Here is a 24,253-nt window from a genome sequence, read left to right on the forward strand (position 1 = left end):
GTCTCAGCGCTCTTGTTTCCCCTGCATGAGCGCTTGAAGCGCCACGACACGGTAGCGTTAAGACGCCTTATGGAAGAGGCCCAATGGTGGCCAACGGACCGGCTTGTGGCTTTTCAGTTGCGGCGCTTGCGTGATCTCTTGCGGGATGCGGCGGCCAATGTGCCTTACTACCACGATCTTTTTGCACAATTAGGTTTTGATCCAGCCAGCATTCAAAGCACGGCCGATTTGCAACGCCTGCCGTTGCTCACCAAAACCATCATTCGCGCCAACACCAATGCGCTCAGGCACGCCCATGCCCAAGGCTTGACCCGCTTCAACACGGGCGGCTCATCCGGTGAACCGCTGGTTTTTTTCATTGGCAAAAAACGCATCAGCCATGACGTCGCCGCCAAGTGGCGCGCCACCCGCTGGTGGGATGTTGATATTGGTGACCCTGAAATCGTGGTCTGGGGCTCGCCCATTGAACTAAGCAAACAGGACCACCTCAAGCACTGGCGCGACAAACTTCTGCGCACCCGGTTATTGCCCGCGTTTGAGATGTCCGAATCCAAGCTCGACCAGTTCATTGCCACCATTCGCAGCGTCAGGCCCCGCATGCTGTTTGGCTATCCTTCGGCCTTGACCCACATTGCCAGGCATGCCCAAAAGCGCGGCGTACTTATGAGTGACCTTGGCATCAAGGTAGCCTTCGTCACCTCAGAGCTCCTGTATGACGAACAACGCGCGACCATCAGCCAGGTGTTTGGCTGTCGGGTTGCCAACGGTTATGGTGGCCGCGACGCCGGTTTCATCGCTCATGAGTGCCCCGCCGGAGGCATGCATCTGACAGCAGACGACATCGTGGTGGAAATCGTCAACGGGGCCGGGCAGGTTCAACCTCCGGGCGTAGCCGGTGAGATCGTCGTTACCCACCTGTCAACCAATGAATTCCCCTTCATTCGCTATCGCACTGGTGATATTGGCGTATTGGGCACTACGCCTTGCAGCTGCGGTCGCGGTCTGCCGCTGTTGCAAGACATCCAGGGCCGCAGCACCGACTTCGTGATCGCCGCAGATGGCACGGTAATGCATGGCCTGTCGCTCATTTACATCTTGCGTGATCTGGCTGGCGTCAAGTCTTTCAAGGTGATACAGGAATCTCGGGCGCTCACCCATGTGCTACTGGTGACGGACGACAACTTTGCGTCTGGCGCCTTGGACCAGATTGTCAGTGGGTTCAAGCAACGTTTGGGCGCTGATGTGGCAGTGGTGGTGGATCGTGTTGACAACATCCCCGCCGAAAAATCTGGCAAATTTCGGTACGTGATCAGCCATGCGTGACATCCTCGTCGTCGCTATCGTTATGGTGGCCGCATTGGCAGCACTGCGGCGCCCCTGGATCGGCATCATGCTGTGGACTTGGCTCAGCATCATGAATCCGCATCGTTACACGTGGGGTTTTGCTTATAACGCACCTTTGGCGGCAATCGCTGCGGCCAGCGTGTTGCTGGGCTTGCTGATGACCAAAGACCGCGAGTCACCGTTCAAGGCCAGCCCCGTGACATGGCTGGTTGTGTTCATGGTCTGGATGACCATCTCGTGGCTGATGGGACTTGATCCAGCCGGTGATTACGCGCAGTGGAAGAAGGTCATGAAAATTGACTTTATGGTCATCATTTCGTTGATGCTGCTGCACCGAAAGCAACACATCTTCGCGCTGATGTGGGTTTGCGCCGGCTCGATGGCACTGTTGGGTATGAAAGGCGGGATTTTTACACTCATGTCGGGTGGTAACTTCCACGTGTGGGGCCCGCCCGGCTCCTTTATTGAAGATAACAACGAGTTTGCTGCCGCCTTGGTGATGACCATTCCCTTGCTCAGATTCCTGCAACTTCAGCTTCACAAGGCATGGGCACGCCACGGCATGACGGCTGCGATGGTTCTGTGCGCCGCATCGGCTTTAGGGTCGCAATCGCGTGGTGCTCTTTTGGCGATTTCAGCCATGGCGTTCTATTTGTGGTGGAACAGCAAGAGCAAGTTTCGCGTCGGCTTGGCACTTCTGGTTGTGTCAGTGCCGCTCATCATGTTTATGCCTGATTCCTGGGTGAATCGCATGGCCACCATTGAAAATTACCAACAGGATGCTTCCGCAATGGGGCGGATCAGTGCGTGGTGGAGTGCATGGAACAGCGCATTTCACTACCCCTTTGGGGTCGGCTTCAATGGCGCTCGGCCGGAGCTATTTGCCCTTTATTCGCCTTATCAGACGGGCGCGGGCGTTCTCGCCGCGCACAGCATTTATTTCGAGGTGCTCGGCAATCACGGCTTCGTGGGACTTTTTCTGTTTTTAGGCTTACTCGCGGCCACCTGGCGTGCGGCGGGCTGGCTCAAGCGGCAAAAATTTTCGGCACCAGAGACTCGCTGGTGCAGCGAGCTCGGCATGCTTTGCCAGGTATCGCTGGCCGGCTATGCCGTTGGTGGCGCTTTTTTGAGCTTGTCCTATTTCGATTTGCCCTACGACGTCATGGTTATGGTGGTGCTCACACGGGTATGGGTTGAAAAGGAATACTGGCTTACCGAGCCGGTCTATGCCCCGGGCTGGAAGACCGTTCCGGGTTTGGCTGCACCTGCCAAACTTGCTTGATTCATGGTGAAGACACTTTTGCAATGGATGTCGCCCGCTGGTGCCGGTGCGCGTCTGTCAACGCTGATTTTTCATCGCGTCTTGCCCGCACCAGATCCACTTTTCCCTGACGAAATGGACGCTCGCCGGTTTGCCGAGGTTTGCGGCTGGCTCAAGTCGTGGTTTAACGTGCTGCCGCTAGACCAGGCAGTGACGAGACTCAAAGCCGGTACGCTGCCTGCGCGCGCCGCCTGCATCACCTTTGACGACGGCTATGCCGATAACTTTGAGGTGGCGATGCCCATACTGCAGCGGCATGGGCTCACGGCCACCTTCTTTATCGCCACCGGCTTTCTCAATGGCGGCCGCATGTGGAACGACACCATCATCGAGACGGTTCGCGGCGGCACAAGCCCGCTGCTTGATTTTTCTTCGCTAAATTTGGGGCGACACCCCGTCACCACCCTCGCCGGCAAGCGGGCGGCGATTACGGCGCTCATCGATCAAATCAAGTACCAGCCGCTTGCGCAGCGCATCAGCGTCACTGAACAAATCGCCCGGCTGGCTCCGGTACAGCTGCCACAAGACCTGATGATGACCTCGCTGCAAGTCAAGGCCATGCACCAGGCAGGTATGCAGATTGGTGCGCACACGGTTTCTCATCCCATCCTGGCCAGGCTCGACAAGGATCAGGCTCGCCAGGAGATAAGCGACAGTCAAATTTTTCTCGAGCGACTGCTGGGCGAGCGCGTGGGGCTATTTGCTTATCCCAACGGCAAGCCGGGTGAAGATTATTCATTGCAAGCGGTAGAGGTGGTGCGCAGCCTGGGCTTTGACGCTGCTTTCAGTACGCAGTGGGGCGCATCACGGCAGGGCGATGACCCACTGCAGATCAGGCGCTTCACGCCCTGGGACAAAACCCGCCTGCGGTTCGGTGTGCGCATGCTGAGGAATTTGCGCGGGCGCTGAAGGCCGTGGCAGTGCGAGTGGCAGCCGATGCGTATGTAATTGACTCATTGCCGCCCCCTTTTTTCGCACACACCATGCTACCTTCCCAATCCAGGCTCCCCTGGCTGGCTCCCGGCGCTCCGTTCCCGGAACCCGAGCAGGCTTGGGGTGCGTCGGACCCGGCGCCCGGGTTGCTGGCGGGGGGCGGCGCGCTGGACGTCGAGAGCCTGGTTCGGGCCTATTCCCAAGGCATCTTTCCGTGGTTCAGCGATGACCAGCCCATCTTGTGGTGGAGCCCCGATCCGCGCATGGTACTGCGGGTAAACGACTTCAAGCTGCATCGTTCGCTGCGCAAGGCGCTTGACCGTTTTCAGCGCGATGCACGCTGTGAGATCCGCATTGACAGTGCATTCGCGCAAGTCATTCGTGCTTGCTCAGCCAGTGCGCGCACGGGCCAGTCGGGCACCTGGATCGTGCCTGACATGGTGCTGGCCTACGAGGCGCTGCACGGCGCCGGACTGGCTCACAGCGTGGAAACCTGGGTCGACGGGCAACTAATGGGCGGCCTGTATTGCGTGGCACTCGGCAAGGCCCTCTTTGGTGAATCAATGTTCACCCGGGTACCTGATGCGTCCAAGATTGCACTGGCGGCGCTCGTGTGCTTTTGCCGGCATAACGGCATCGATCTGATCGACTGCCAGCAGAACACCGGCCATCTGGCCTCGCTGGGAGCGCGAGAAATCAGCCGCGCCAGTTTTGTAAATCAGGTAGCGCACAACTCGGTGCTGCCAGCACCACGCTGGCAGTTCGAACACGTATACTGGCACAAACTCCTGCCCGCGAAGACTGTGCCAACGTGACGCACCTCAAGGATCTCCCTCTTCAAACCTTGCAGTTCTATGCAACGGCGCCCTACCCCTGCAGCTATCTGCCGGGCAACCAGGCCCGTTCGCAGGTGGCCACCCCCAGCCACCTGATTCATAACGATACGTACTCCGACCTGGTCACCAAGGGTTTTCGGCGCAGCGGCATGTTCACCTATCGGCCTTATTGCGATGGTTGCCGCGCCTGCCTGCCGCTGCGGGTTCTGGTCCGTAGTTTCAGCCCGGACCGCAGCCAGCGCAGGGCCTGGAGCCGGCATCAAAATCTGCAGGCCCGTGTGCTCAAGCTGTGCTTCGTGCCGGAGCACTACCACCTATACCTTCGCTACCAGAACGGCCGCCATGCGGGGGGCGGCATGGACCACGACAGCATCGACCAATACACCCAGTTTTTGCTGCAAAGCCGGGTTAATTCGCGCCTGGTGGAGTTCCGCGAAACGCTGGCCGACGGTACGCCCGGCGCGCTCAAGATGGTCTCCATCCTCGATGTGCTCAACGATGGCCTGTCGGCCGTCTACACCTTCTACGAGCCTGACGCCAATGCCAGCTACGGCACTTACAGCGTGCTGTGGCAAATAGAGCAGGCGCGCCAACTGGAACTGCCACATGTGTACCTTGGCTACTGGATCGGCCAGAGCCCGAAGATGAATTACAAGGCGCGGTTTGGGCCGCATGAAATATTGATGGATGGCCGCTGGATTGCGGGTAATTCCCGCGCTGCCACGTAGCCACACCTGTGTGCCTGGCCACCGGGTGGCGTATCTTCTTTTCACCAGATAAAATCTGGTTTCAACATTTCGCGGACACACCATGAAAAGATCGGACCCGAATGTCCCGGCAAAACCCACCGTGCAGGTCATCGAGCGCATGTTTGCGCTCATCGATATCTTGGCCTCGCGTGACGAACCCGTCTCCCTGAAAGAAATCAGCGCGCTGACCGGTTTGCATCCATCTACCACGCACCGCATCCTGAACGATCTGGCCACCGGCCGCTTTGTGGATCGTCCCGAGGCGGGCAGTTACCGGCTGGGGATGCGCTTGCTGGAACTCGGCAACCTGGTCAAGGGGCGTTTGAGTGTGCGCGATGCGGCCCTGGCTCCCATGCGTGAGCTGCATCACCTGATTCAGCAGCCTGTGAACCTGAGCATGCGCCAGGGCGATGAAATTGTGTACATCGAACGCTCTTTTGGCGAGCGCTCGGGCATGCAGGTAGTGCGCGCAATCGGTGGGCGCGCGCCGCTGCACCTGACCTCGGTGGGCAAGCTGTTTCTGGCGAACGACGATCCTCAGCGCGTTCGTACCTATGCGACGCGCACGGGACTAAGTGGACACACCAAGAACAGCATTACCCAATTGCCCGCGCTGGAGCGTGAACTTGCCAAAGCCAGACAGTACGGCACTGCGCGCGACAATGAAGAATTGGAATTGGGAGTGCGCTGCATGGGCGCCGGCATTTATGACGACCAGAGCAAACTGATTGCCGGTTTATCGATTTCGGCGCCGGCGGACCGCCTTGACGAGGGCTGGTTGCCCAAACTTCAAGCGACCGTCAACCAGATATCAGCGGCTCTAGGCTACAAGCCCCCGCCAGGCCGGGCGACCTGAGTCGCTCAGCCGTTGATGTGTTTGACTGAAGAGACACTGACGGCCGCAGGCGGATGGGACTCGACCCAGCGGCGCACGCGTTCAGCGTCGGCAAAGCGGCTAAGCGAGCCGGCAGAGTCGAGGAACACCATGATGAGCTTGCGCCCGGCAATCTTGGCCTGCAACAACAGGCAGTGTCCGGCTTCGGTGATATAGCCCGTCTTTTGCAAACCGATATCCCAACCGGGGTTTTTGACAAGACGATTGGTGTTGTTGTATTGCAAAGTCCGGTTACCCACATCGACGTCAAAATTGTGGGACGTCGTCAGTTCACGCAGGGTCGGATCCTTGTAGGCCACATTCACCAGGGTCGCCAAGTCGCGTGCGCTGGACTGGTTCTCGCTCGACAAACCAGTAGGCTCCACATAGCGGGTATCCTTCATGCCGATCATTTTTGCCTTGGCATTCATCAGTGAAACAAACGCCGGCAATCCACCAGGATAGGTACGCCCCAGCGCATGGGCGGCCCGGTTTTCGCTGGACATCAGGGCAAGGTGCAGCAACTCACCGCGGCTGAGCACGGTACCCACCCTCAGGCGTGAACTGCTGTGTTTTTCAGTGTCGACATCGTCCTGCGTGATGGTGATCATCTCATTCATCGGCAAGCCCGCCTCGCTGATAAGCAAACCGGTCATCAACTTGCTCAGGGACGCAATGGGCAGCACAGCCTGGTCATTCTTGCTGAACAGCACCTCATGCGTGTCCTGATCCATCACCAGCGCCACGCCCGACTTGAGGTCAAGCGGATCCTGGGTCGAGTGCAGGCCCGCCAATTCTCCGAAAGACGGTTGGGCGGGGACATAAGCCACACGAACGACGGACTTGCGCCTGGAACTGGCAACCACCTTGGCGCCCTTGGTGCGGACACGCGGAGATATCGTGGCAACCACACGCCTGGAAACATGAATGGAATGGGCCTGCTTTTTGACAACAACCTTCTTGGGGCCGGCCGCCTGTGCTGCGGGCAAAGCCAAGGTGCTCGCAAGAGCCAGAGCAGAAACAATTTGTAGTAGGCGATTCAAAACTTGACTCACTTCGAAATTTGCACAGCGGGACATGGTTTTATCTCCGATACGCCTTGAACATTCCCCGAGTGTATCGAAATGAAAAAAACATGCAAGATCAAATACTTGCAAGACTTTCCTAAATAGGTACTCAGGTTGTAAGTGTTTACCCTATCCTTGGGCTGCCACCTGGTCAGATTTGCTCTGTAACTTGTTGAGGGCATTCAAATAAGCCTTGGCAGAAGCCACGATGATATCGGGGTCTGCTCCCACGCCATTGACCACGCGGCCACTGTTTTGCAGGCGCACCGTCACCTCACCCTGGCTCTCTGTGGAGCCACTGATGGCATTCACCGAATAGAGCACCATCTCTGCACCGCTTTTGACGTGCGTCTCGATGGCCTTCAGCGAGGCATCGACCGGGCCGTTGCCATCGGACTCGCCTTTGACTTCCTTGCCATCCGCCGTAAAGACGATTGTGGCCTGCGGACGTTCGCCGGTTTCACTGTGCTGCGCCAGTGATACGAATACGTACTGCTCGCTGCCGCGCGTGATGCTTTCATCGCTGACCAGCGCGAGAATGTCCTCGTCGAAAATCTCGCTCTTGCGATCGGCCAGTTCCTTGAAGCGCGCAAAGGCGGTGTTGATGTCGGCTTCGCTGTCCATGGCGACGCCCAACTCCTGCAGGCGCTGCTTGAAGGCATTGCGCCCGCTGAGCTTGCCCAGCACGATCTTGTTGGTGGTCCAGCCGACATCTTCGGCCCGCATGATTTCGTACGTGTCGCGCGCCTTGAGCACGCCGTCCTGGTGAATGCCCGACGCGTGCGCGAATGCGTTGGCACCGACCACCGCCTTGTTGGGTTGCACCACAAAGCCGGTGGTCTGGCTGACCATGCGGCTGGTTGCCAGAATATGCCGCGTGTCGATGCCAAGCTCCAGGCCGAAGTAGTCCTTGCGCGTCTTCACGGCCATCACAATCTCTTCAAGCGAACAGTTGCCGGCGCGCTCGCCAAGACCGTTGATGGTGCACTCCACCTGGCGGGCACCACCGATCTTGACCCCGGCCAGCGAATTGGCCACCGCCATGCCCAGGTCGTTATGGCAGTGCACCGACCAGACCGCCTTGTCGCTGTTGGGGATGCGTTCACGCAGGGTCTTGATGAAGTTGCCGTAGAGCTCCGGCACCGCATACCCCACGGTGTCCGGCACGTTGATCGTGGTTGCACCCTCGGTAATCACGGCCTCGATCACCCGGCACAAAAAGTCCACGTCGCTGCGGTAGCCGTCTTCCGGGCTGAACTCGACGTCGCCCACCAGATTGCGCGCAAAACGCACCGAGAGCCTGGCCTGCTCGAACACCTCGTCGGGCGTCATGCGCAGCTTCTTTTCCATGTGCAGCGCGGAGGTGGCGATGAAGGTGTGAATGCGTGCGCTGGCAGCGTCCCTGAGCGCTTCGGCAGCACGCGAAATATCACGGTCATTGGCGCGTGACAGCGAACAAATGGTCGAGTCCCTGACGGCCCGGGCAATCGCCTGCACGGCCTCGAAATCACCGTTGGAGCTGGCCGCGAAGCCGGCCTCGATGACGTCGACCTTCAGGCGATCGAGCTGGCGGGCAATGCGCAGTTTCTCGTCACGCGTCATCGATGCGCCCGGCGACTGCTCGCCGTCACGCAAGGTGGTGTCAAAAATGATGAGTTTGTCGGCCATGAGGGGCTCCTGGTTGCGGTATTTTAGTCGTGACGCGGCCAGTCACATGGCGGCGTTGACCGCCATACCGGAATCGGACGGCATTGCATCTTCGCGATCTTCCGGCACCGCCAATACACCGGCGCGCTGCATGCCGGAGACGATGGCCTTGAGCGAGGCGGTCACGATATTCGCATCCATGCCAACGCCAAACAGGGTTTGCTCTTCATTGATGCGCAACTCCATGTAGGCCACCGCTCGTGCGTCGGCCCCGGCGCCCACCGAATGCTGGCGGTAATCGAGAACGCGCACGCCCTGCCCCGTGGCCCTGTTCAGGCCCTGAATGAAGGCGTCGATCGGCCCGGTACCGTGCCCCTGAATTTTCAGTGAACGCCCGGCCAGGTCAAGGTCCGCTGTCAACGCGATCCCTTGCAAAGTGGCGCCATGGGCCGGCTCCACAACCTGGTAGCGCGGTGCGGCGATGGTCTTGACGCCATACTCGCGCTCGAACATCTGCCCAAGGTCGTATGCGGTGAGTTCCTTGCCCGACGCATCCATCACCGCCTGCACCGCGTGGCTGAACTCCACCTGCAGGCGCCGCGGCAAATCGAGACCGAACTCGCTCTCGAGCAAATACGCAATGCCGCCCTTGCCCGACTGGCTGTTGACACGAATCACCGCCTCGTAGCTGCGCCCGAGATCCTTGGGGTCAATGGGCAGATAGGGCATGTCCCAGACGTCCCCGTCCCGGCGTGCCGCAAAAGCCTTTTTGATGGCGTCCTGGTGCGAGCCCGAAAACGAGGTATAGACCAGATCGCCGACATACGGATGGCGCGGATGCACGGGCAACTGGTTGCAGTACTCCACGGTGCGGCGGATTTCATCGATTTCAGAAAAATCGAGCCCTGGCGACACGCCCTGCGTGTAAAGGTTCAGCGCCACATTGACCAGATCGAGGTTGCCGGTGCGCTCGCCGTTGCCGAACAGGCAGCCTTCAATGCGGTCCGCACCGGCCATCAGGGCAAATTCGCCGGCGGCGGTGCCGGTGCCACGGTCGTTGTGAGGGTGCACCGACAGCACGATCGAATCGCGCCGCGCCAGATGGCGGTGCATCCACTCCATCATGTCGGCAAAGATATTGGGTGTGGAGTGCTCGACGGTCGAGGGCAGATTGACGATGCACTTGTGCTGCGGCGTGGGCTGCCAGACCTCGGTCACCGCGTCCACCACGCGCCTGGAGAATTCGAGCTCGGTGCCCGAAAACATCTCGGGCGAATACTGGAACGTCCATCGCGTCTCGGGCTGCTGCGCGGCAAGCTCCCTGAATAATCTCGCGTTGGCCACCGCCAGCTCGACGATCCCGTCCTCGTCCATGCCCAGCACCACACGGCGCATCACCGGCGCCGTGGCGTTGTACAGGTGCACGATGGCCCGCTTCGCACCTTGCAGCGACTCGAAGGTGCGGCGAATCAGCGGCTCGCGCGCCTGCGTCAGCACCTGGATCGTCACGTCGTCGGGAATCAGGTTGCCGTCGATCAGCTGCCGCACGAAATCGAATTCGACCTGCGAGGCCGAAGGGAAACCAACCTCGATTTCCTTGAAGCCGATCTTCACCAGCGTGTGGAACATGCGCAGTTTGCGTTCGACGTCCATGGGTTTGATCAGCGCCTGGTTGCCATCGCGCAGATCGGTGCTGAGCCAGATGGGTGCCTGGGTCAGCACGGCATCGGGCCAGGTGCGGTCGCTCAGGCGAACAGGCTTGAAGGACGGGTATTTGCTGGCGGGCTGTTTCAACATGGTGTGGTCTCTCTTTGATCAAAAACCAGCAACCCAAAACAAAACGGCCCGTTGCTGGTGCATACGGGCCGTTGTGAAGGTTTGCGCGTGCGCTACCGTCTCCGCCCGTGGGGAGATAGCAGTAGTGCCAGCGAAATTTGTTTCATGCCGCGAACTATAGCACAGGCATTAGCGGCGTTCGGGTGCATCGCCGATATCGGGCCCGTCACTTGTGCAAGCCCCGCTCGTCCGGCTCGTCCGTCGAGGTGCTGATCACACTGGTCTGGATGCCTTTGGCTCGGCGCCAGCCGTAAACCACGTAGCCGCTCAAGCCATAGATCACGAACAGGCTGAACAGGACCGTCGGCGGATGGATGTTGATCACGGCAATCCCCAGCGCGATCAGCACGATGACCCCGAACGGCACGCTTTTTTTCATGTGCACGTCCTTGAAGCTGTAGAACGGGACATTCGTCACCATCGTCAGCCCTGCGTAGAGCGCCAGCGCAAACATGGGCCACGCCACCGAGGGGCCCGGGATGCCCAGGTCGGTCATGATCCAGATGAACCCGGTGATCAGCGCCGCGGCGGCCGGCGATGGCAGTCCCTGGAAGTAACGCTTGTCGACCACACTGGTGTTGACGTTGAAGCGCGCCAGCCGAAGGGCCGCGCAGGCGCAATAGACAAAGGCGGCGATCCAGCCCCAGCGGCCCAGCCCTTTCAGGCCCCATTCGTAGGCGATCAGCGCCGGCGCAGCACCAAACGACACCATGTCGGAGAGCGAATCCATCTGCTCGCCAAATGCGCTTTGCGTATTCGTCATGCGCGCCACGCGGCCATCCAGGCTGTCGAGCACCATGGCGAAGAACACGCCGATGGCGGCCATGTTAAAGCGGCCATTCATGGCCATCACCACGGCATAGAAACCACCGAACAGCGCCGCCAGCGTGAACAGGTTGGGCAGGATGTAGATGCCCTTGCGGCGCTTGCGCACCATCACGGCCTCGATGGGCGATGTGTGGGAGTCTGAACCATCATGCATAAATAAAGCCTGTAACCCTTGTGGGCAGTAGGGTGGTAGCTATCAAATTAATAGTATTTCGGTGTTTGCCGCGAGCCGCTTGATCCGGCATGGCGTGCAACAGCGCTAGGGGGAAGTGTAAGACAGTCACCGTGCGCCGTGAGCGCCAGAACAAAGGCCACCCGAAGGTGGCCTTGAGAGAGCGCGCAGCGGAAAGATCAGTTGCGGGTTTGGTCCACCAGCTTGTTTTTCTTGATCCAGGGCATCATCGCGCGCAGCGATTCGCCCACGGTCTCGATCTGATGCTCGGCCATCAGGCGGCGGCGGCTCAGCAGCGTCGGCGCGCCGGCCTTGTTTTCCACGATGAAGCTCTTGGCGTACTCGCCGGTCTGGATGTCTTTCAGGCACTGGCGCATGGCGTCTTTGGTTGCGGCCGTGACGATTTTCGGGCCGGTCACGTACTCGCCGTACTCGGCGTTGTTCGAGATCGAGTAGTTCATGTTGGCGATGCCGCCCTCATAGATCAGGTCCACGATCAGCTTGAGTTCGTGCAGGCATTCGAAGTAGGCCATCTCGGGCGCGTAGCCGGCTTCGACCAGCGTCTCGAAACCTGCCTTGATGAGCTCCACCGTGCCGCCGCACAGAACTGCCTGCTCGCCGAACAGGTCGGTTTCGGTTTCTTCACGGAAGTTGGTCTCGATGATGCCGGCCTTGCCGCCGCCATTGGCCATGGCATAGGACAGCGCCAGGTCGCGCGCCTTGCCGCTCTTGTCCTGGTGCACCGCGATCAGTTGCGGCACGCCGCCGCCTTGCGTGTAGGTGCTGCGCACCGTGTGGCCCGGCGCCTTGGGCGCGACCATCCAGACATCGAGGTCGGCGCGCGGAACCACGGCACCGTAGTGCACGTTGAAGCCGTGCGCGAACACCAGCGACGCGCCCTGCTTGATGTTGGGTTCGATGTCGTTTTTGTAGACCGTGCCGATCTGCTCGTCAGGCAGCAAAATCATGACCACGTCGGCGGCCTTGACCGCGTCCGCCACTTCGGTCACCTTGAGGCCGGCCTTCTCGACTTTCGACCAGGACGCGCCGCCCTTGCGCAGGCCGACCACGACCTTCACGCCGCTGTCATTCAGGTTCTGGGCATGGGCATGGCCCTGGCTGCCATAGCCGATGATGGCCACCGTCTTGCCCTTGATCAGGCTCAGGTCACAGTCCTTGTCGTAAAAAACTTTCATTTTCTCTTCCTTCAGTTAAATCAGTTAATCAATGAATGGGCACGCCGTCAAACCCGCAGGATTCTCTCACCCCGGCCGATGCCACTGGAACCTGTGCGTACCGTCTCCAGAATCGCGCTGTGCTCAAGCGCTTCCAGGAAGGCATCGTTCTTTGACTGATCCCCGGTGAGTTCGATGGTGTAGCTCTTCTCGGTCACGTCGATGATGCGGCCGCGAAAAATGTCGGCCATGCGCTTCATCTCCTCGCGCTCCTTGCCGACCGCACGCACCTTCACCATCATGAGCTCGCGCTCGGTGTAGGATCCCTCGGTCAGGTCCACTACCTTGACCACCTCGATCAGGCGGTTCAGGTGCTTGGTGATCTGCTCGATCACGTCGTCGGACCCCGAGGTCTGGATCGTCATGCGCGACAGCGTCGCATCCTCGGTGGGCGCCACGGTCAGCGACTCAATGTTGTAACCCCGGGCCGAGAACAGGCCCACCACGCGGGACAGGGCGCCAGGCTCGTTTTCGAGCAAAACTGCAATGATGTGTTTCATATGAAGATTCCTCTTTTCGCTGCCCTCCCCTGCGCACGGTAATGTGCAGGCTCGGCAGACAATAGATTCGTCGATGGGAAAGCTAAATGGGTTGAGGGCGAAACTTGTCGCCAGGACTGCTGCGGCCTGTCCCGCCAAGCCTCATAAATCTTCCGACCCGAGCAGCATTTCGGTAATGCCCTTGCCCGACTGCACCATGGGAAATACGTTCTCGGTCGGGTCGGTGCGGAAGTCCATGAACACGGTGCGGTCCTTGAGCTTGCGCGCCTCGCGCAGCGCGGGCTCCACATCCTGGGGGCTTTCGATCAACAGGCCGACGTGCCCGTACGCCTCTGCCAGCTTCACAAAGTTCGGCAGCGCGTCCATGTAGCTGCTGCTGTAGCGGCCCGCATATTCCACTTCCTGCCACTGGCGCACCATGCCCAGGTAACGGTTGTTCAGCGAGACGATCTTGATCGGCGTGTTGTACTGCAGGCAGGTGGAAAGCTCCTGAATGCACATCTGCACCGAGCCCTCACCGGTGATGCAAAACACCTCGCTGTCCGGCTTGCCCATCTTGACGCCCATGGCGTAGGGAATGCCCACGCCCATGGTGCCCAGGCCGCCCGAATTGATCCAGCGGCGCGGCTCGTCGAAACGGTAATACTGCGCGGCCCACATCTGGTGCTGTCCCACGTCGGAGGTGATGTAGGTGTCGGCGTCCTTGGTCATGTTCCACAGCGTCTCGACCACGTACTGGGGTTTGATCACATCCCCCGTGCCGCTGCTGTACGTGAGGCAGTGACGTTCACGCCAGCCTTCAATCGTGTTCCACCAGCCGGCCAGGGCCTTGGCGTCGGGCTTGACGGCAGACTCCTTGATCATGCCGATCAACTCGGTGAGCACGTCTTTCACGTCGCCGACGATGGGGATGTCGACCTTCACGCGCTTGGAAATGCTCGATGGATCGATGTCGATGTGGATGATCTTGCGTTCGTTCTGCGCAAAATGCTTGGTATTGCCAATCACGCGGTCATCGAAACGCGCGCCCACCGCCAGCAGCACGTCGCAGTTCTGCATCGCGTTGTTGGCCTCGATGGTGCCGTGCATGCCCAGCATGCCCAGGAACTTGCGGTCGCTGGCCGGATAGGCGCCCAGGCCCATCAGGGTGTTGGTCACCGGGTAGCCCAGCATGTCCACCAGGGTGCGCAGCTCCTGCGAGGCGTTGCCGATCACCACGCCGCCGCCGGTGTAGATGTAGGGCCGCTTGGCCGCCAGCAGCAACTGCAGCGCCTTGCGGATCTGGCCGCCATGGCCCTTGCGCACCGGGTTGTAGGAACGCATCTCCACGGTCTCGGGGTAGCCCGCGTACGCTGTCTTCTTGAAGGACACGTCCTTCGGAATGTCCACCACCACCGGGCCGGGGCGGCCGGTGCGCGCGATGTGGAACGCCTGCTTCAGGGTCCTGGCCAGATCGCGCACGTCCTTGACCAGGAAGTTGTGCTTGACGATGGGGCGGGTGATGCCCACGGTGTCGCATTCCTGGAAAGCATCGAGACCGATGGCGTGCGTCGGCACCTGCCCGGTGATGATCACCATCGGGATGCTGTCCATGTAGGCCGTGGCGATGCCGGTGACCGCATTGGTCACACCGGGGCCGGAGGTGACCAGTGCCACGCCCACATCGCCGGTGGCCCGCGCATAGCCGTCGGCCGCATGAACGGCGGCCTGCTCGTGGCGCACCAGCACGTGTTGGATCGTGTCTTGCTTGTAGAAAGCGTCGTAGATGTACAGAACCGCGCCGCCCGGATAGCCCCAGACGTACTTGACGTTTTCGGCCTGCAGCGCCTTCACGAGGATTTCGGCGCCCATCAACTCTGACTTACCGCCATGTGCCGCGGCGGACGCGTTGTGGGCAGCAGCCGTCGCTGCGGCGGCGGAAGCAATTTCAGCTTTGGAGATTTCCATGATCAACCTTTGTGATTTTCTCTAACGAAAAACCTTGGGTGCCCCTAGCGCGAGCTCTTGTGAAGCCGAGTCGGGACTTGAGGCCAAAGCCATGGGCGAGCTGCTTGCGTCGCCGGACCGTGACCCGTTTGCCTTTTTTGATTTGCAGCGTGCATTATTGCACCGCAGCAATGGAAAATCTGCCGGCCAGAGCAAAAAATCTGTCGCGCAATGCCATAATCCGCCCCGCAAGCGCACCAAAAAAGTACAAAACGCACTCCGCGTGAGGCAATATTCATCGCACAGCCGCACCGGCTTGACCCCTCTTGGCCACTGAACAAGAACTTTCTGACTTCCTGAAAAGCGTCGAAAAGCGGGCCTTCAAACGCTCGGTGTATCACGTTCGCAACGAAGAATCGGCGCTCGACATCGTGCAGGACAGCATGATGAAGCTGGCCGAGCATTACGGCGACAAGCCTGCGGACGAACTGCCGATGCTGTTCCAGCGCATCCTGTCCAACTGCACGCTGGACTGGTTCCGCCGTCAAAAGACGCGCAATGCCCTGTTTTCGAACATGAGCGACTTCGAAGTCGCGGGAGACGACGGAAATTTCGATCTGCTGGAAACTTTGCAGCTGGCCGAGGACTCACAGCGCACAGAGAGCGCCGAAGACGCCATGGGACGGGTCCAGGTGTTCGGCGAGATCGAAGCCGAGATACAAGAACTGCCGCCGCGTCAACGGGAAGCCTTCCTGTTGCGTTACTGGGAGGAGATGGACGTTGCCGAAACCGCAGCGGCCATGGGTTGTTCGGAAGGCAGTGTCAAAACACATTGTTCACGCGCAGTCCAGGCTTTGAGCAAAGCGCTCAAGGCAAAGGGGATACAACTATGACCAATTCACTCCAGCATCAAGCCGAGATTCTCCAGGACCGTTTCGGCCTGAAGGTCGCCGCACGCCTGTCGGAAGGCGTGACCGATCTGCCGCACGATATTTCCGAGCGTCTGCGCGCGTCCCGCGTGCGGGCGCTGGCGCATCGCAAAATTGTCCGCACGCACAGTGCCGCCACCGTGGTGGCCTCGGGCGCTAGCGCCGCGCTGACATTTGGCGATGAGGGCCTGAGCTGGTGGAGCCGCATTGCCTCGGCCCTGCCGCTCGTTGCCCTGGTCGTCGGCCTGATTGCCATCAACGTCGTGCAGAACAACAGCCGTGCGGTCGAAGTGGCCGAAGTCGATGCCGCCCTGCTGACCGACGACTTGCCGCCTGCGGCTTACACGGACCCGGGCTTTTTGCAGTTTCTCAACTCCAGCAAGGATACGGCCCAGTAAATCCGGATGGGAACCATGCAGCAAGCGCCCGTACGGAAGCTTAACCCGCTCGCGACGGGCGCGGCTATTTTTGTCGCCGCTTTTCTCCTTTTGCTCGGAATCCTGCGCTTTGTCCCGGGGGATTGGAGAAATACCGCGCCTGCGGCCCCTGCCCCTGTTGCCGTTCCCGCCCACGCCACGGCCAGCGCGCCGATCCCGGCCGCATCCCATGCGATCGCCGCAGCCAAACCCGCGGCACGCGTGAGCAGGGCGGCGGGCAAAAACGGGCCTCGCAGCGCGCCAAGAAGTGCCTGGAGCGAACTCACCCCGGCCCAGCAAGAGGCGCTGCAGCCGCTGGCCGCCAACTGGAGCACGATGAGTCCCGGCCAAAGACGGAAATGGCTGGCTCTTTCGAGGAATTTCCCGTCTATGCCCCTCGAAGAACAGGCCAAGCTGTACAGCCGCATGACCGAATGGGTCTCCCTGAGCGCGCAGCAGCGCACGCAGGCCCGGCTGAACTTTGCCGAGACCAAACAGCTTTCCGCAGAAGAAAAACGCGCCAAATGGCAGGCGTATCAGGCCCTGAGCCCTGAAGAAAGACAGGCGCTGGAAGCCAAGGCACCGCCCAAGATCAGGGGTGCGGCAACAGTCGTGAAGCCGGCGCCGCATCAAAAGATGGCCAGCCTGCGACCCGCCAGGCCGAACCCGGCGCCAAGCCGGAACCCGGGCCCGTCCAATCCGGCAAAAACCACGCCGGAGCTGCATCAGATCGACCGCAACACCCTGCTGCCCAGCGCACCGCAGGAGGCGCTCTCGCCTGAGCCGGCTCCCGCCATCGCTCCTGCTCGTTGAGCTCGCCCTCTCTGGTCACCACGGAATATGAGTCAAATGGCGCTTCAGCCCTTACCCATCATGCGCACTCAGCTATCAATATGATAGTCATTGACTTGCGGGCACCGCCGCTGCCCAGGCGCATGGCGTGCTGGCTGTACGAAGGCATGCTGATGTTCGGCGTGGTGTTCATCGCCGGCTACCTGTTCAGCACGCTGAGCCAGACGCGCAACGCCATGGACAACCGCCACGCCCTGCAGGCCTTCCTGTTTGTGGTGTTTGGGATTTACTTCACCTGGTTTTGGGCCAAGGGGCAAACACTGGCCATGAAGACCTGGAACATTCGCGTGGTGGACCGGTTCGGGCGGCCCCTGACGCAGGCGCGCGCGCTTTTGCGCTATGTCCTGAGCTGGCTGTGGTTTCTGCCGGCGCTGGCGGCGCAGGCACCGTTCACGCTGTCGGGCGGCGAATCCGCCGTGATCACCATGGGCTGGGTGGTGATCTGGGCCCTTTTGAGCCGCTTTCAGCCGCAGCGGCAGTTCTGGCATGACGCATGGGCGGGCACGCGGCTGGTGCCGTCCATGCCGCTGAGTCGCTAATCCACCAGCCTGCGCCTTTGGCGCCGGGCCGGGTCACATTCCTCGGCGACAATTCCGGCATGTCGCAACCACAAGAACCCGGCGCTGGAACCCACCCGAGCGTCAACCCCCAAAAATCGCGTACCGGCCTGAGCCGCATCTGGCACGCCACCCGCTACTCCCTGGAAGGCTTGCGCGCCGGCTGGCAGGAGACCGCGTTCCGGCAGGAAGCCGTCGTGGCCGTGGTCCTGATTCCCGCCGCTTTCTGGCTGGGCCGCAGCTGGGTGGAGGCGGCCCTGCTTGCGGGCGCAATGCTGATCGTGCTCATCGTGGAACTGCTCAATACCGGGCTGGAAACGGCCATTGACCGCATCGGCCCGGAGTGGCACGACCTGTCCAAACGGGCCAAGGACATGGGCAGCGCTGCGGTGCTTCTGAGCTTGCTGCTGTGCGCCGGCATCTGGGCCGCAGCGCTCTGCCAGAGGTTTTTCGCATGAGCGCCGCACCAAGCTACCCCCAAGCAAGCTCGCACCGCAGTGCGCAGCACGAAGGTACTCCAGTAAGCCCCGCCTTTTCCATCTGCGTGTACTGCGGCTCGCGCGCAGGCAGCCGGACAGAATTCTCCGCCGCCGCCACGGCCGTGGGCAGCTGGATTGGCAGCCATGGCGGCCAACTGGTGTATGGCGGCGGCCGAAGCGGCTTGATGGGCATCGTGGCACATGCCACCCTGCAGGCCGGCGGCCAGGTCGTTGGCATCATCCCGAAGGCGCTGGTGGAAAAGGAGTTGGCCGATCACGACTGCACCGAACTGCACATCGTGGACACCATGCACGAGCGCAAACGCATGATGGCCGAGCGCGCCGACGCCTTTCTGGCCCTGCCCGGGGGCATTGGCACGTTCGAAGAGTTTTTCGAGGCCTGGACCTGGCGCCAGCTCGGCTACCACGACAAGCCGGTCGGCCTGCTCAATATTGCCGGCTACTACGACAAACTGCTTGAATTTCTGCGCGCCAGCGTCGAGCAACAGTTCATGGGCGACTGGCAAATGACGCTGATGCGCGAAGGCGCCGAGCCCGCCGCCCTGCTGCGCGAACTGGTCGAGAGCGCCGGCCTGAGCCCGCAGCCCCGGCTGGACGCAATCTAGACCGCCGCTTCGTCCTGTTCCCCGGTGCGGATGCGCACCACCTGCTCGACATTGGTGACAAAAATCTTGCCGTCGCCAATCTTGCCGGTGCGCGCCGCCTTGACGATGGCCTCCATGCAGCGCTCCACGTCGTCGGTCTTGACGACCACCTCGATCTTCACCTTGGGCAAAAAGTCCACCACATATTCAGCACCGCGGTACAGTTCGGTGTGGCCTTTCTGGCGACCAAAGCCCTTGACTTCGGTGACGGTCAGGCCGGTCACGCCGCATTCGGCCAGCGCTTCCCGGACCTCTTCCAGCTTGAAAGGTTTGACGACGGCGGTGATTTGTTTCATGGTGGTCAGGTAAAGTTGGGTGGGCGCGGGAGGCTTGAGGGGAAAATTCTACGCGCGAAATTTGCTGGTAATAGGATAACGCCAATCCTTGCCAAAGCTGCGGTGCGTCACGCGAATGCCGACCGGCGCCTGGCGCCGCTTGTATTCGTTGATCTTGATCAGCCGCGTGACGCGCTCCACATCGGCGCGCGCAAAGCCGGCGGCAACGATCTCCTCGAGGCCCTGGTCGTTCTCCATGTAGCGCTCCAGAATCGCGTCCAGCACCTCGTAGGGCGGCAGCGAATCCTGGTCGGTCTGGTCGGGGCGCAGCTCGGCGCTGGGCGCTCGCGTGATGATGCGCTCGGGGATCGGATTGGCGCCGGTGCCGTAGGGGTCGTGCGCGTTGCGCCAGCGCGCCAGCCGGAACACCGTCGTCTTGGCCAGGTCCTTGATAGCGGCGAAACCGCCCGCCATGTCGCCGTACAGCGTGCAATAGCCGGTGGCCAGCTCGCTCTTGTTGCCGGTGGTCAGCACGATGGCGCCGAACTTATTTGAAAGCGCCATCAACAGCGTGCCACGGATGCGAGCCTGGATGTTCTCCTCGGTCGTGTCTTCCCTCAATCCCCGGAATTCACCCGCCAGGCTGGTTTTGAAGGCTTCGAACATCGGCAGGATGGAAATCTCGTCGTAGCGCACACCCACGCGGGCGGCCATTTCGCGCGCATCGATCCAGCTGATGTCGGCCGTGTAGGGCGAGGGCATCATCACGGTGCGCACCTTGTCGGGTCCGATGGCGTCGACCGCTATCGCCAGCACCAGCGCCGAGTCGATGCCGCCCGACAGCCCGAGGATCGCGCCCGGAAAGCCATTTTTGCCGATGTAGTCGCGCACGCCCAGCACCAGCGCGTCCCACAGGTCAGCGTCCGGCGTGCGCTCCGGCGCCACCTCTGCTACCAGTTTGATAGCTGACTGCGCCCGCTCCACCTGGACTTCAAACAGTTTTTCCTCAAAACTCGGAGCGCGGCCGGCCACCGAGCCGTCGGCATTCAGGGCAAACGAATGGCCCTCGAACACCACCTCGTCCTGCCCGCCCACCAGGTGCGCATAGACCAGCGGCAGCCCGCAGGCCTGGGCGCGCTGGCGCATCATCTGCTCGCGCTCGTCGCCCTTGCCGATGTGGAATGGCGAGGCGTTGATGACCGCCAGCAGCTCGGCGCCGGCCTCCTGGGCAAGACGCGCCGGCTCCTCGAACCAGGCGTCCTCGCAGATCAGCAGGCCGACGCTGAGCCGATCAGCCCCCTCGCCCACCTGGAACACGCACACGCCCCGACCCGGCGTGAAGTAGCGGCGCTCGTCGAACACCTGGTAGTTGGGCAGCTCGCGCTTGGCGTAGGTCTCCAGCACGCGGCCCTCGCTGAGCACGCTGGCCGCGTTGTGGCGGCGCTGCACCGCCACCGACTTGCTGCGCACGTCGCCGCCCGTGGGGTGGCCGACCACCACCACCAGGCCTTTTAACCCGGAGAGTTCGCGGGCCACCGTTTTCACGGCATCATCGCAGGCAGCGATGAAGGCGGGACGCAGGAACAGGTCTTCGGCCGCGTAGCCGCAAATCGACAGCTCCGGGGTCAACAGCAGCCGCGCACCGCCGGCGTAGGCCAGGTGCGCGGCGTCGATGATTTTTTGCGCGTTGCCGGACAGGTCGCCCACGACAAAATTGAGCTGGGCCACACAGATTTTGAGAGTCATAGGAACAGTGAAAAGCGATTCAAACGATTATGTCATCCGGGTGTTTTCCTCGCCGCTGGAAATCCCTGCGAATGACTGGAACGCCCTGCTGGCGGGGCAGGGTGAAGCCAACCCCTTCATGCGGCACGAATACCTGGCTGCCCTGCACCAGAGCGGCAGCGCCACGCCGGCCACGGGCTGGACGCCGCGCTTTGTCACGCTCTGGCGGGGGCCCGCAATGGTCGCGGCCTGCGCGCTGTACCTCAAGGACCATTCCTACGGTGAATATGTGTTCGACTGGGCCTGGGCCAACGCCTACGAGCAGCATGGCCTGGCTTATTACCCGAAGGCCGTGGTGGCGTCGCCCTTCACCCCTGTGCCCGGCGTGCGGCTGCTGGCGCGCGATGCGCCGGCGCGCCAGGCGCTGGTAAAGGCGCTGGTGGACTGGTGCGGCGAGCAGAAACTGTCGTCGCTGCACCTGCTGTTTGCCGGCGAGGACGACGTCGCCGCCTGCGCGCAGGCCGGGCTGATGCTGCGCCATACCGTGCAGTTTCATTGGAAAAATGTGGCCCCCACGCTTGTCGCTTTGCGTACTGCGCTGGACGAGTCGCCGCCAGACGCGACGACCCTTCGGCCCGTCCAAGCCCGCGCAGGCGGGCTTGGAGCCGCGGGCCCGTTCGGTAGCTTTGAGGATTTTCTGGCCAGCCTGAGCCACGACAAACGCAAGAAAATCCGCCAGGAGCGCCGCAAGGTGGCGGATGCCGGCGTCAGTTTTCGCTGGTCACTGGGCCGGGACATCGCGCCGCGCGACTGGGACTTTTTCTACCGCTGCTACGAGCGCACCTACTACGAGCACGGCAACGCGCCGTATCTCAGCCGCGACTTCTTCCGGCGCATGGCGGGCACCATGCCGGAAAACTGGCTGCTGTTCGTGGCAGAGCGTGGCGGCAAACCCATCGCTACCAGTTTGATAGCTGTCAGTGATGGCCCCGTATGGGCTACAGGCCAATTTAGCTTAAACAATACCCAGGAAGCTGCCGGGCCAGTCGTCGAGCGCACCGCCTACGGCCGCTACTGGGGGGCGCTGGAGCGCGTCGACTGCCTGCACTTCGAGGCCTGCTATTACCAGCCGCTGCAGTGGTGCATAGAGCATGGCTTTCAGCGCTTCGAGGGTGGCGCCCAGGGCGAACACAAGATGGCGCGCGCGCTCTTGCCGGTCAAGACCACCAGCGCCCACTGGCTGGCGCATCCGGCCTTTGCCGATGCGGTGGAGCGCTTTCTGGCGCGCGAGGGTGAAGGCATTGAGCACTACATGGACGAACTGGAACGCCGCAACCCGTTCAAACACGCTGACGCGCCATCTTGATAACGGCCAGCGTCTTGTCTTGGTAGAAACCACTAAGCCGCGCGTCGCCAAGGAGACGAAAACGAAGGCAGCCTCCTCTAAAACGGCCCTCAAACCGTGCACCCCGCGCGTTAAAACTGCTAACGTAACCTGTACACGAATAGCCAGGGAGACGGCATAGCGTGCCTGAACCCACACCAGATGACCGCAACACTCATGGCAAGAGACTCGCGACAAGTCCCCCAGCAAGACCTTGAAGACCTCGCCCCGCCCAGCGCCTGGCTTTTGGCCATGGAATTTCGCGCGTTCTGGGAGTTCGGGGCCGTGCTGCCGGCCTGGCCCGTGCTGCAGCGCGCCCCGGCGGGCGATGGCCATGCGGTGATCGTGTTTCCGGGCCTGAGCGCCGGCGACGGCACGACCGTGCCGCTGCGCCGCTACCTGGGCAGCCTGGGCTATGCCGCCGACGGCTGGAACCAGGGCTTCAACTTCGGTCCGCGCGCCGGCGTGCTGGACGGCGCCAAACGGCAGGTCGAAGAAACCTGTCATGCCACGGGTAAAAAAGTCAGCCTGATCGGCTGGAGCCTGGGCGGCGTGTACGCGCGCGAGATCGCCAAGCTGATGCCCGACATGGTGCGCGGCGTGATCACGCTGGGCACGCCGTTCGCCGGTCCGCCCAAAAGCACCAACGCCTGGCGCATCTACGAGTTGGCCAGCGGCCACAACATTGAACTTCAGTCGCGCAACTACGACCTGCCCGTGGCGCCGCCGGTGCCCACCACCTCGGTGTATTCGCGCAGCGACGGCATCGTGGCCTGGCAGGGCAGCATCCAGGCGCCCAGCCCCGCGAACCCGCACACCGAAAACGTCGAGGTGATCGCCAGCCACGTCGGCCTGGGCCTGAACCCCAGCGCCTGGTGGGCGGTGGCCGACCGGCTGGCGCAGCTTGAGGGCCAATGGAGGCCGTTTGAGCGCAAGCGCGGCCTGCACGGGCTGATCTTTCCCGATCCGCAGCGCTGAGCGCCGTTGCGCCAGAAACAACAGCGCCTGCCGGTGGCAACACCGCAGGCGCTCTTGTTTTGATAGCTGGTTGTGCTTGTCCGGTATGGACTAAAGCCAGTTTTCTTTAAAAACTCAGGCCTTGGCCTTCTCCTTCTGGTAGTTGGCGATGCCGTCCATGATTTCCTTCTTGGCGGAATCGACGCCTTCCCAGCCGACGATCTTGACCCACTTGCCGGGCTCCAGATCCTTGTAGTGCTCGAAGAAGTGGGCGATGGTGTTCAGGCGTGCCGGATTCAGGTCCTCGGGCTTTTGCCACTGCGTGTAGATCGACAGGATCTTGTCGATCGGCACCGCCAGCACCTTGCCGTCTTCGCCCGCTTCGTCCTGCATTTTCAGGATGCCGATCGGGCGGCACGTCACCACCACGCCGGGGATCAGCGGCACCGGCGTGATCACCAGCACATCCACCGGGTCGCCATCGCCGCTGATGGTGCGCGGCACGTAACCATAGTTGGTGGGGTAATGCATGGAGGTGCTCATGAAGCGGTCGACAAAGATCGCGTCCGTCTCCTTGTCCACTTCATACTTGACCGGATCGGCGTTCATCGGGATCTCGATGATCACGTTGAAGGCTTCAGGGACGTTCTTGCCGGGGGTTACTCGGTCTAGGGCCATGGCTGTCTTTCAGGTTGAAAATTAATCGGAATCTGCTCGGGATTAACCCTGATTTTACTGACACACCC

At 61.4% G+C, this 24,253-nt stretch carries 25 protein-coding genes; 15 read left to right on the forward strand and 10 right to left on the reverse strand.

From position 1 onward, the window contains the following. Nucleotides 1-69: 69 nt before the first annotated feature. The 6 genes from B0E49_RS20890 to B0E49_RS09690 all read left to right on the forward strand — a co-directional run bounded on the left by B0E49_RS20890 (nucleotide 70) and on the right by B0E49_RS09690 (nucleotide 6,039). Nucleotides 70-1,323, forward strand: coding sequence for a phenylacetate--CoA ligase family protein (locus B0E49_RS20890; RefSeq protein ID WP_286137905.1), 1,254 nt, complete (start codon nucleotides 70-72; stop codon nucleotides 1,321-1,323). After that, nucleotides 1,316-2,626, forward strand: a complete 1,311-nt coding sequence (locus B0E49_RS09670; protein ID WP_077561988.1) for a putative O-glycosylation ligase, exosortase A system-associated — start codon at nucleotides 1,316-1,318, stop codon at nucleotides 2,624-2,626. The genes B0E49_RS20890 and B0E49_RS09670 overlap by 8 nt, the downstream gene beginning before the upstream one ends. A gap of 3 nt (nucleotides 2,627-2,629) precedes the next feature. Then, nucleotides 2,630-3,574, forward strand: a complete 945-nt coding sequence (locus tag B0E49_RS09675) for a polysaccharide deacetylase family protein (protein WP_077561989.1) — start codon at nucleotides 2,630-2,632, stop codon at nucleotides 3,572-3,574. A gap of 74 nt (nucleotides 3,575-3,648) precedes the next feature. Further along, nucleotides 3,649-4,413 (forward strand): leucyl/phenylalanyl-tRNA--protein transferase, encoded by a 765-nt coding sequence (gene aat / locus B0E49_RS09680; RefSeq protein ID WP_077561990.1) that lies wholly within the window; start codon nucleotides 3,649-3,651, stop codon nucleotides 4,411-4,413. Beyond that, nucleotides 4,410-5,162, forward strand: a complete 753-nt coding sequence (locus B0E49_RS09685) for an arginyltransferase (protein ID WP_077561991.1) — start codon at nucleotides 4,410-4,412, stop codon at nucleotides 5,160-5,162. Before aat ends, B0E49_RS09685 begins: the two co-directional genes overlap by 4 nt. 82 nt (nucleotides 5,163-5,244) lie before the next feature. Continuing rightward, a complete protein-coding gene (locus B0E49_RS09690; protein ID WP_077561992.1) occupies nucleotides 5,245-6,039 on the forward strand; it encodes an IclR family transcriptional regulator in 795 nt (264 codons plus the stop codon). A 5-nt stretch (nucleotides 6,040-6,044) separates the two neighbouring features. On the opposite strand, the gene B0E49_RS09695 is transcribed toward B0E49_RS09690, so the two are convergent. The 7 genes from B0E49_RS09695 to B0E49_RS09725 form a co-directional block, all read right to left on the reverse strand. After that, nucleotides 6,045-7,136 (reverse strand): serine hydrolase, encoded by a 1,092-nt coding sequence (locus tag B0E49_RS09695; RefSeq protein ID WP_077561993.1) that lies wholly within the window; start codon nucleotides 7,134-7,136, stop codon nucleotides 6,045-6,047. A gap of 117 nt (nucleotides 7,137-7,253) precedes the next feature. Next, a complete protein-coding gene (locus B0E49_RS09700) occupies nucleotides 7,254-8,792 on the reverse strand; it encodes a 2-isopropylmalate synthase (RefSeq protein WP_077561994.1) in 1,539 nt (512 codons plus the stop codon). Between the two features lie 42 nt (nucleotides 8,793-8,834). After that, the gene (leuA, locus tag B0E49_RS09705; protein ID WP_077561995.1) at nucleotides 8,835-10,568 is read right to left on the reverse strand and encodes a 2-isopropylmalate synthase; all 1,734 of its coding nucleotides are present in this window, start codon (nucleotides 10,566-10,568) and stop codon (nucleotides 8,835-8,837) included. A gap of 205 nt (nucleotides 10,569-10,773) precedes the next feature. Then, entirely contained in the window at nucleotides 10,774-11,589 is an 816-nt protein-coding gene (gene pssA / locus B0E49_RS09710; RefSeq protein WP_077561996.1) for a CDP-diacylglycerol--serine O-phosphatidyltransferase, read from the reverse strand. A gap of 197 nt (nucleotides 11,590-11,786) precedes the next feature. Then, nucleotides 11,787-12,803: a ketol-acid reductoisomerase gene (ilvC, locus tag B0E49_RS09715; RefSeq protein WP_077561997.1), complete on the reverse strand. Its 1,017-nt coding sequence runs from the start codon at nucleotides 12,801-12,803 to the stop codon at nucleotides 11,787-11,789. A 47-nt stretch (nucleotides 12,804-12,850) separates the two neighbouring features. Continuing rightward, nucleotides 12,851-13,342: an acetolactate synthase small subunit gene (gene ilvN, locus B0E49_RS09720; protein WP_077561998.1), complete on the reverse strand. Its 492-nt coding sequence runs from the start codon at nucleotides 13,340-13,342 to the stop codon at nucleotides 12,851-12,853. A gap of 141 nt (nucleotides 13,343-13,483) precedes the next feature. Continuing rightward, nucleotides 13,484-15,289: an acetolactate synthase 3 catalytic subunit gene (locus tag B0E49_RS09725; protein WP_077562042.1), complete on the reverse strand. Its 1,806-nt coding sequence runs from the start codon at nucleotides 15,287-15,289 to the stop codon at nucleotides 13,484-13,486. Between the two features lie 91 nt (nucleotides 15,290-15,380). On the opposite strand from B0E49_RS09725, the gene B0E49_RS20140 reads away from it, so the two are divergent. The 7 genes from B0E49_RS20140 to B0E49_RS09755 all read left to right on the forward strand — a co-directional run bounded on the left by B0E49_RS20140 (nucleotide 15,381) and on the right by B0E49_RS09755 (nucleotide 19,127). Continuing rightward, nucleotides 15,381-15,605 carry a hypothetical protein gene (locus B0E49_RS20140; protein WP_144264513.1) on the forward strand — a complete coding sequence of 75 codons (225 nt, stop codon included), beginning with the start codon at nucleotides 15,381-15,383 and terminating at the stop codon, nucleotides 15,603-15,605. Then, complete coding sequence (locus B0E49_RS09730; RefSeq protein WP_077561999.1) at nucleotides 15,595-16,161, forward strand: RNA polymerase sigma factor; 567 nt, start codon at nucleotides 15,595-15,597, stop codon at nucleotides 16,159-16,161. The genes B0E49_RS20140 and B0E49_RS09730 overlap by 11 nt, the downstream gene beginning before the upstream one ends. Then, nucleotides 16,158-16,595 carry a DUF3619 family protein gene (locus B0E49_RS09735; protein ID WP_077562000.1) on the forward strand — a complete coding sequence of 146 codons (438 nt, stop codon included), beginning with the start codon at nucleotides 16,158-16,160 and terminating at the stop codon, nucleotides 16,593-16,595. Before B0E49_RS09730 ends, B0E49_RS09735 begins: the two co-directional genes overlap by 4 nt. Before the next feature lie 15 nt (nucleotides 16,596-16,610). Next, nucleotides 16,611-17,426 (forward strand): DUF3106 domain-containing protein, encoded by an 816-nt coding sequence (locus B0E49_RS09740; protein ID WP_077562043.1) that lies wholly within the window; start codon nucleotides 16,611-16,613, stop codon nucleotides 17,424-17,426. Nucleotides 17,427-17,506: 80 nt separating this feature from the next. Next, nucleotides 17,507-18,004 carry an RDD family protein gene (locus B0E49_RS09745; protein ID WP_077562001.1) on the forward strand — a complete coding sequence of 166 codons (498 nt, stop codon included), beginning with the start codon at nucleotides 17,507-17,509 and terminating at the stop codon, nucleotides 18,002-18,004. A 59-nt stretch (nucleotides 18,005-18,063) separates the two neighbouring features. After that, nucleotides 18,064-18,480 carry a diacylglycerol kinase gene (locus B0E49_RS09750; protein ID WP_077562044.1) on the forward strand — a complete coding sequence of 139 codons (417 nt, stop codon included), beginning with the start codon at nucleotides 18,064-18,066 and terminating at the stop codon, nucleotides 18,478-18,480. Then, nucleotides 18,477-19,127 carry an LOG family protein gene (locus tag B0E49_RS09755; RefSeq protein ID WP_077562002.1) on the forward strand — a complete coding sequence of 217 codons (651 nt, stop codon included), beginning with the start codon at nucleotides 18,477-18,479 and terminating at the stop codon, nucleotides 19,125-19,127. The genes B0E49_RS09750 and B0E49_RS09755 overlap by 4 nt, the downstream gene beginning before the upstream one ends. Here the strand turns inward: B0E49_RS09755 and B0E49_RS09760 are convergent. Together B0E49_RS09760 and B0E49_RS09765 are read right to left on the reverse strand one after the other, a co-directional pair. Continuing rightward, complete coding sequence (locus B0E49_RS09760) at nucleotides 19,124-19,462, reverse strand: P-II family nitrogen regulator (protein ID WP_077562003.1); 339 nt, start codon at nucleotides 19,460-19,462, stop codon at nucleotides 19,124-19,126. The two genes, B0E49_RS09755 and B0E49_RS09760, sit on opposite strands and share 4 nt — an antisense overlap. 48 nt (nucleotides 19,463-19,510) lie before the next feature. Continuing rightward, on the reverse strand, nucleotides 19,511-21,187 hold the full coding sequence (locus B0E49_RS09765; protein WP_077562004.1) for an NAD+ synthase: 1,677 nt from the start codon (nucleotides 21,185-21,187) through the stop codon (nucleotides 19,511-19,513). A gap of 7 nt (nucleotides 21,188-21,194) precedes the next feature. Here B0E49_RS09765 and B0E49_RS09770 point away from each other — a divergent pair, with 7 nt between their 5' ends. Together B0E49_RS09770 and B0E49_RS09775 are read left to right on the forward strand one after the other, a co-directional pair. Next, the gene (locus B0E49_RS09770) at nucleotides 21,195-22,532 is read left to right on the forward strand and encodes a GNAT family N-acetyltransferase (RefSeq protein ID WP_286137906.1); all 1,338 of its coding nucleotides are present in this window, start codon (nucleotides 21,195-21,197) and stop codon (nucleotides 22,530-22,532) included. Nucleotides 22,533-22,727: 195 nt separating this feature from the next. After that, nucleotides 22,728-23,528, forward strand: coding sequence for a lipase family alpha/beta hydrolase (locus B0E49_RS09775; protein ID WP_077562046.1), 801 nt, complete (start codon nucleotides 22,728-22,730; stop codon nucleotides 23,526-23,528). Nucleotides 23,529-23,642: 114 nt separating this feature from the next. On the opposite strand, the gene ppa is transcribed toward B0E49_RS09775, so the two are convergent. Further along, nucleotides 23,643-24,185 (reverse strand): inorganic diphosphatase, encoded by a 543-nt coding sequence (gene ppa, locus B0E49_RS09780; protein ID WP_077562005.1) that lies wholly within the window; start codon nucleotides 24,183-24,185, stop codon nucleotides 23,643-23,645. Nucleotides 24,186-24,253 lie beyond the last annotated feature (68 nt).

The organism is Polaromonas sp. C04, assembly GCF_002002705.1.
Lineage (GTDB): Bacteria > Pseudomonadota > Gammaproteobacteria > Burkholderiales > Burkholderiaceae_C > Rhodoferax_A.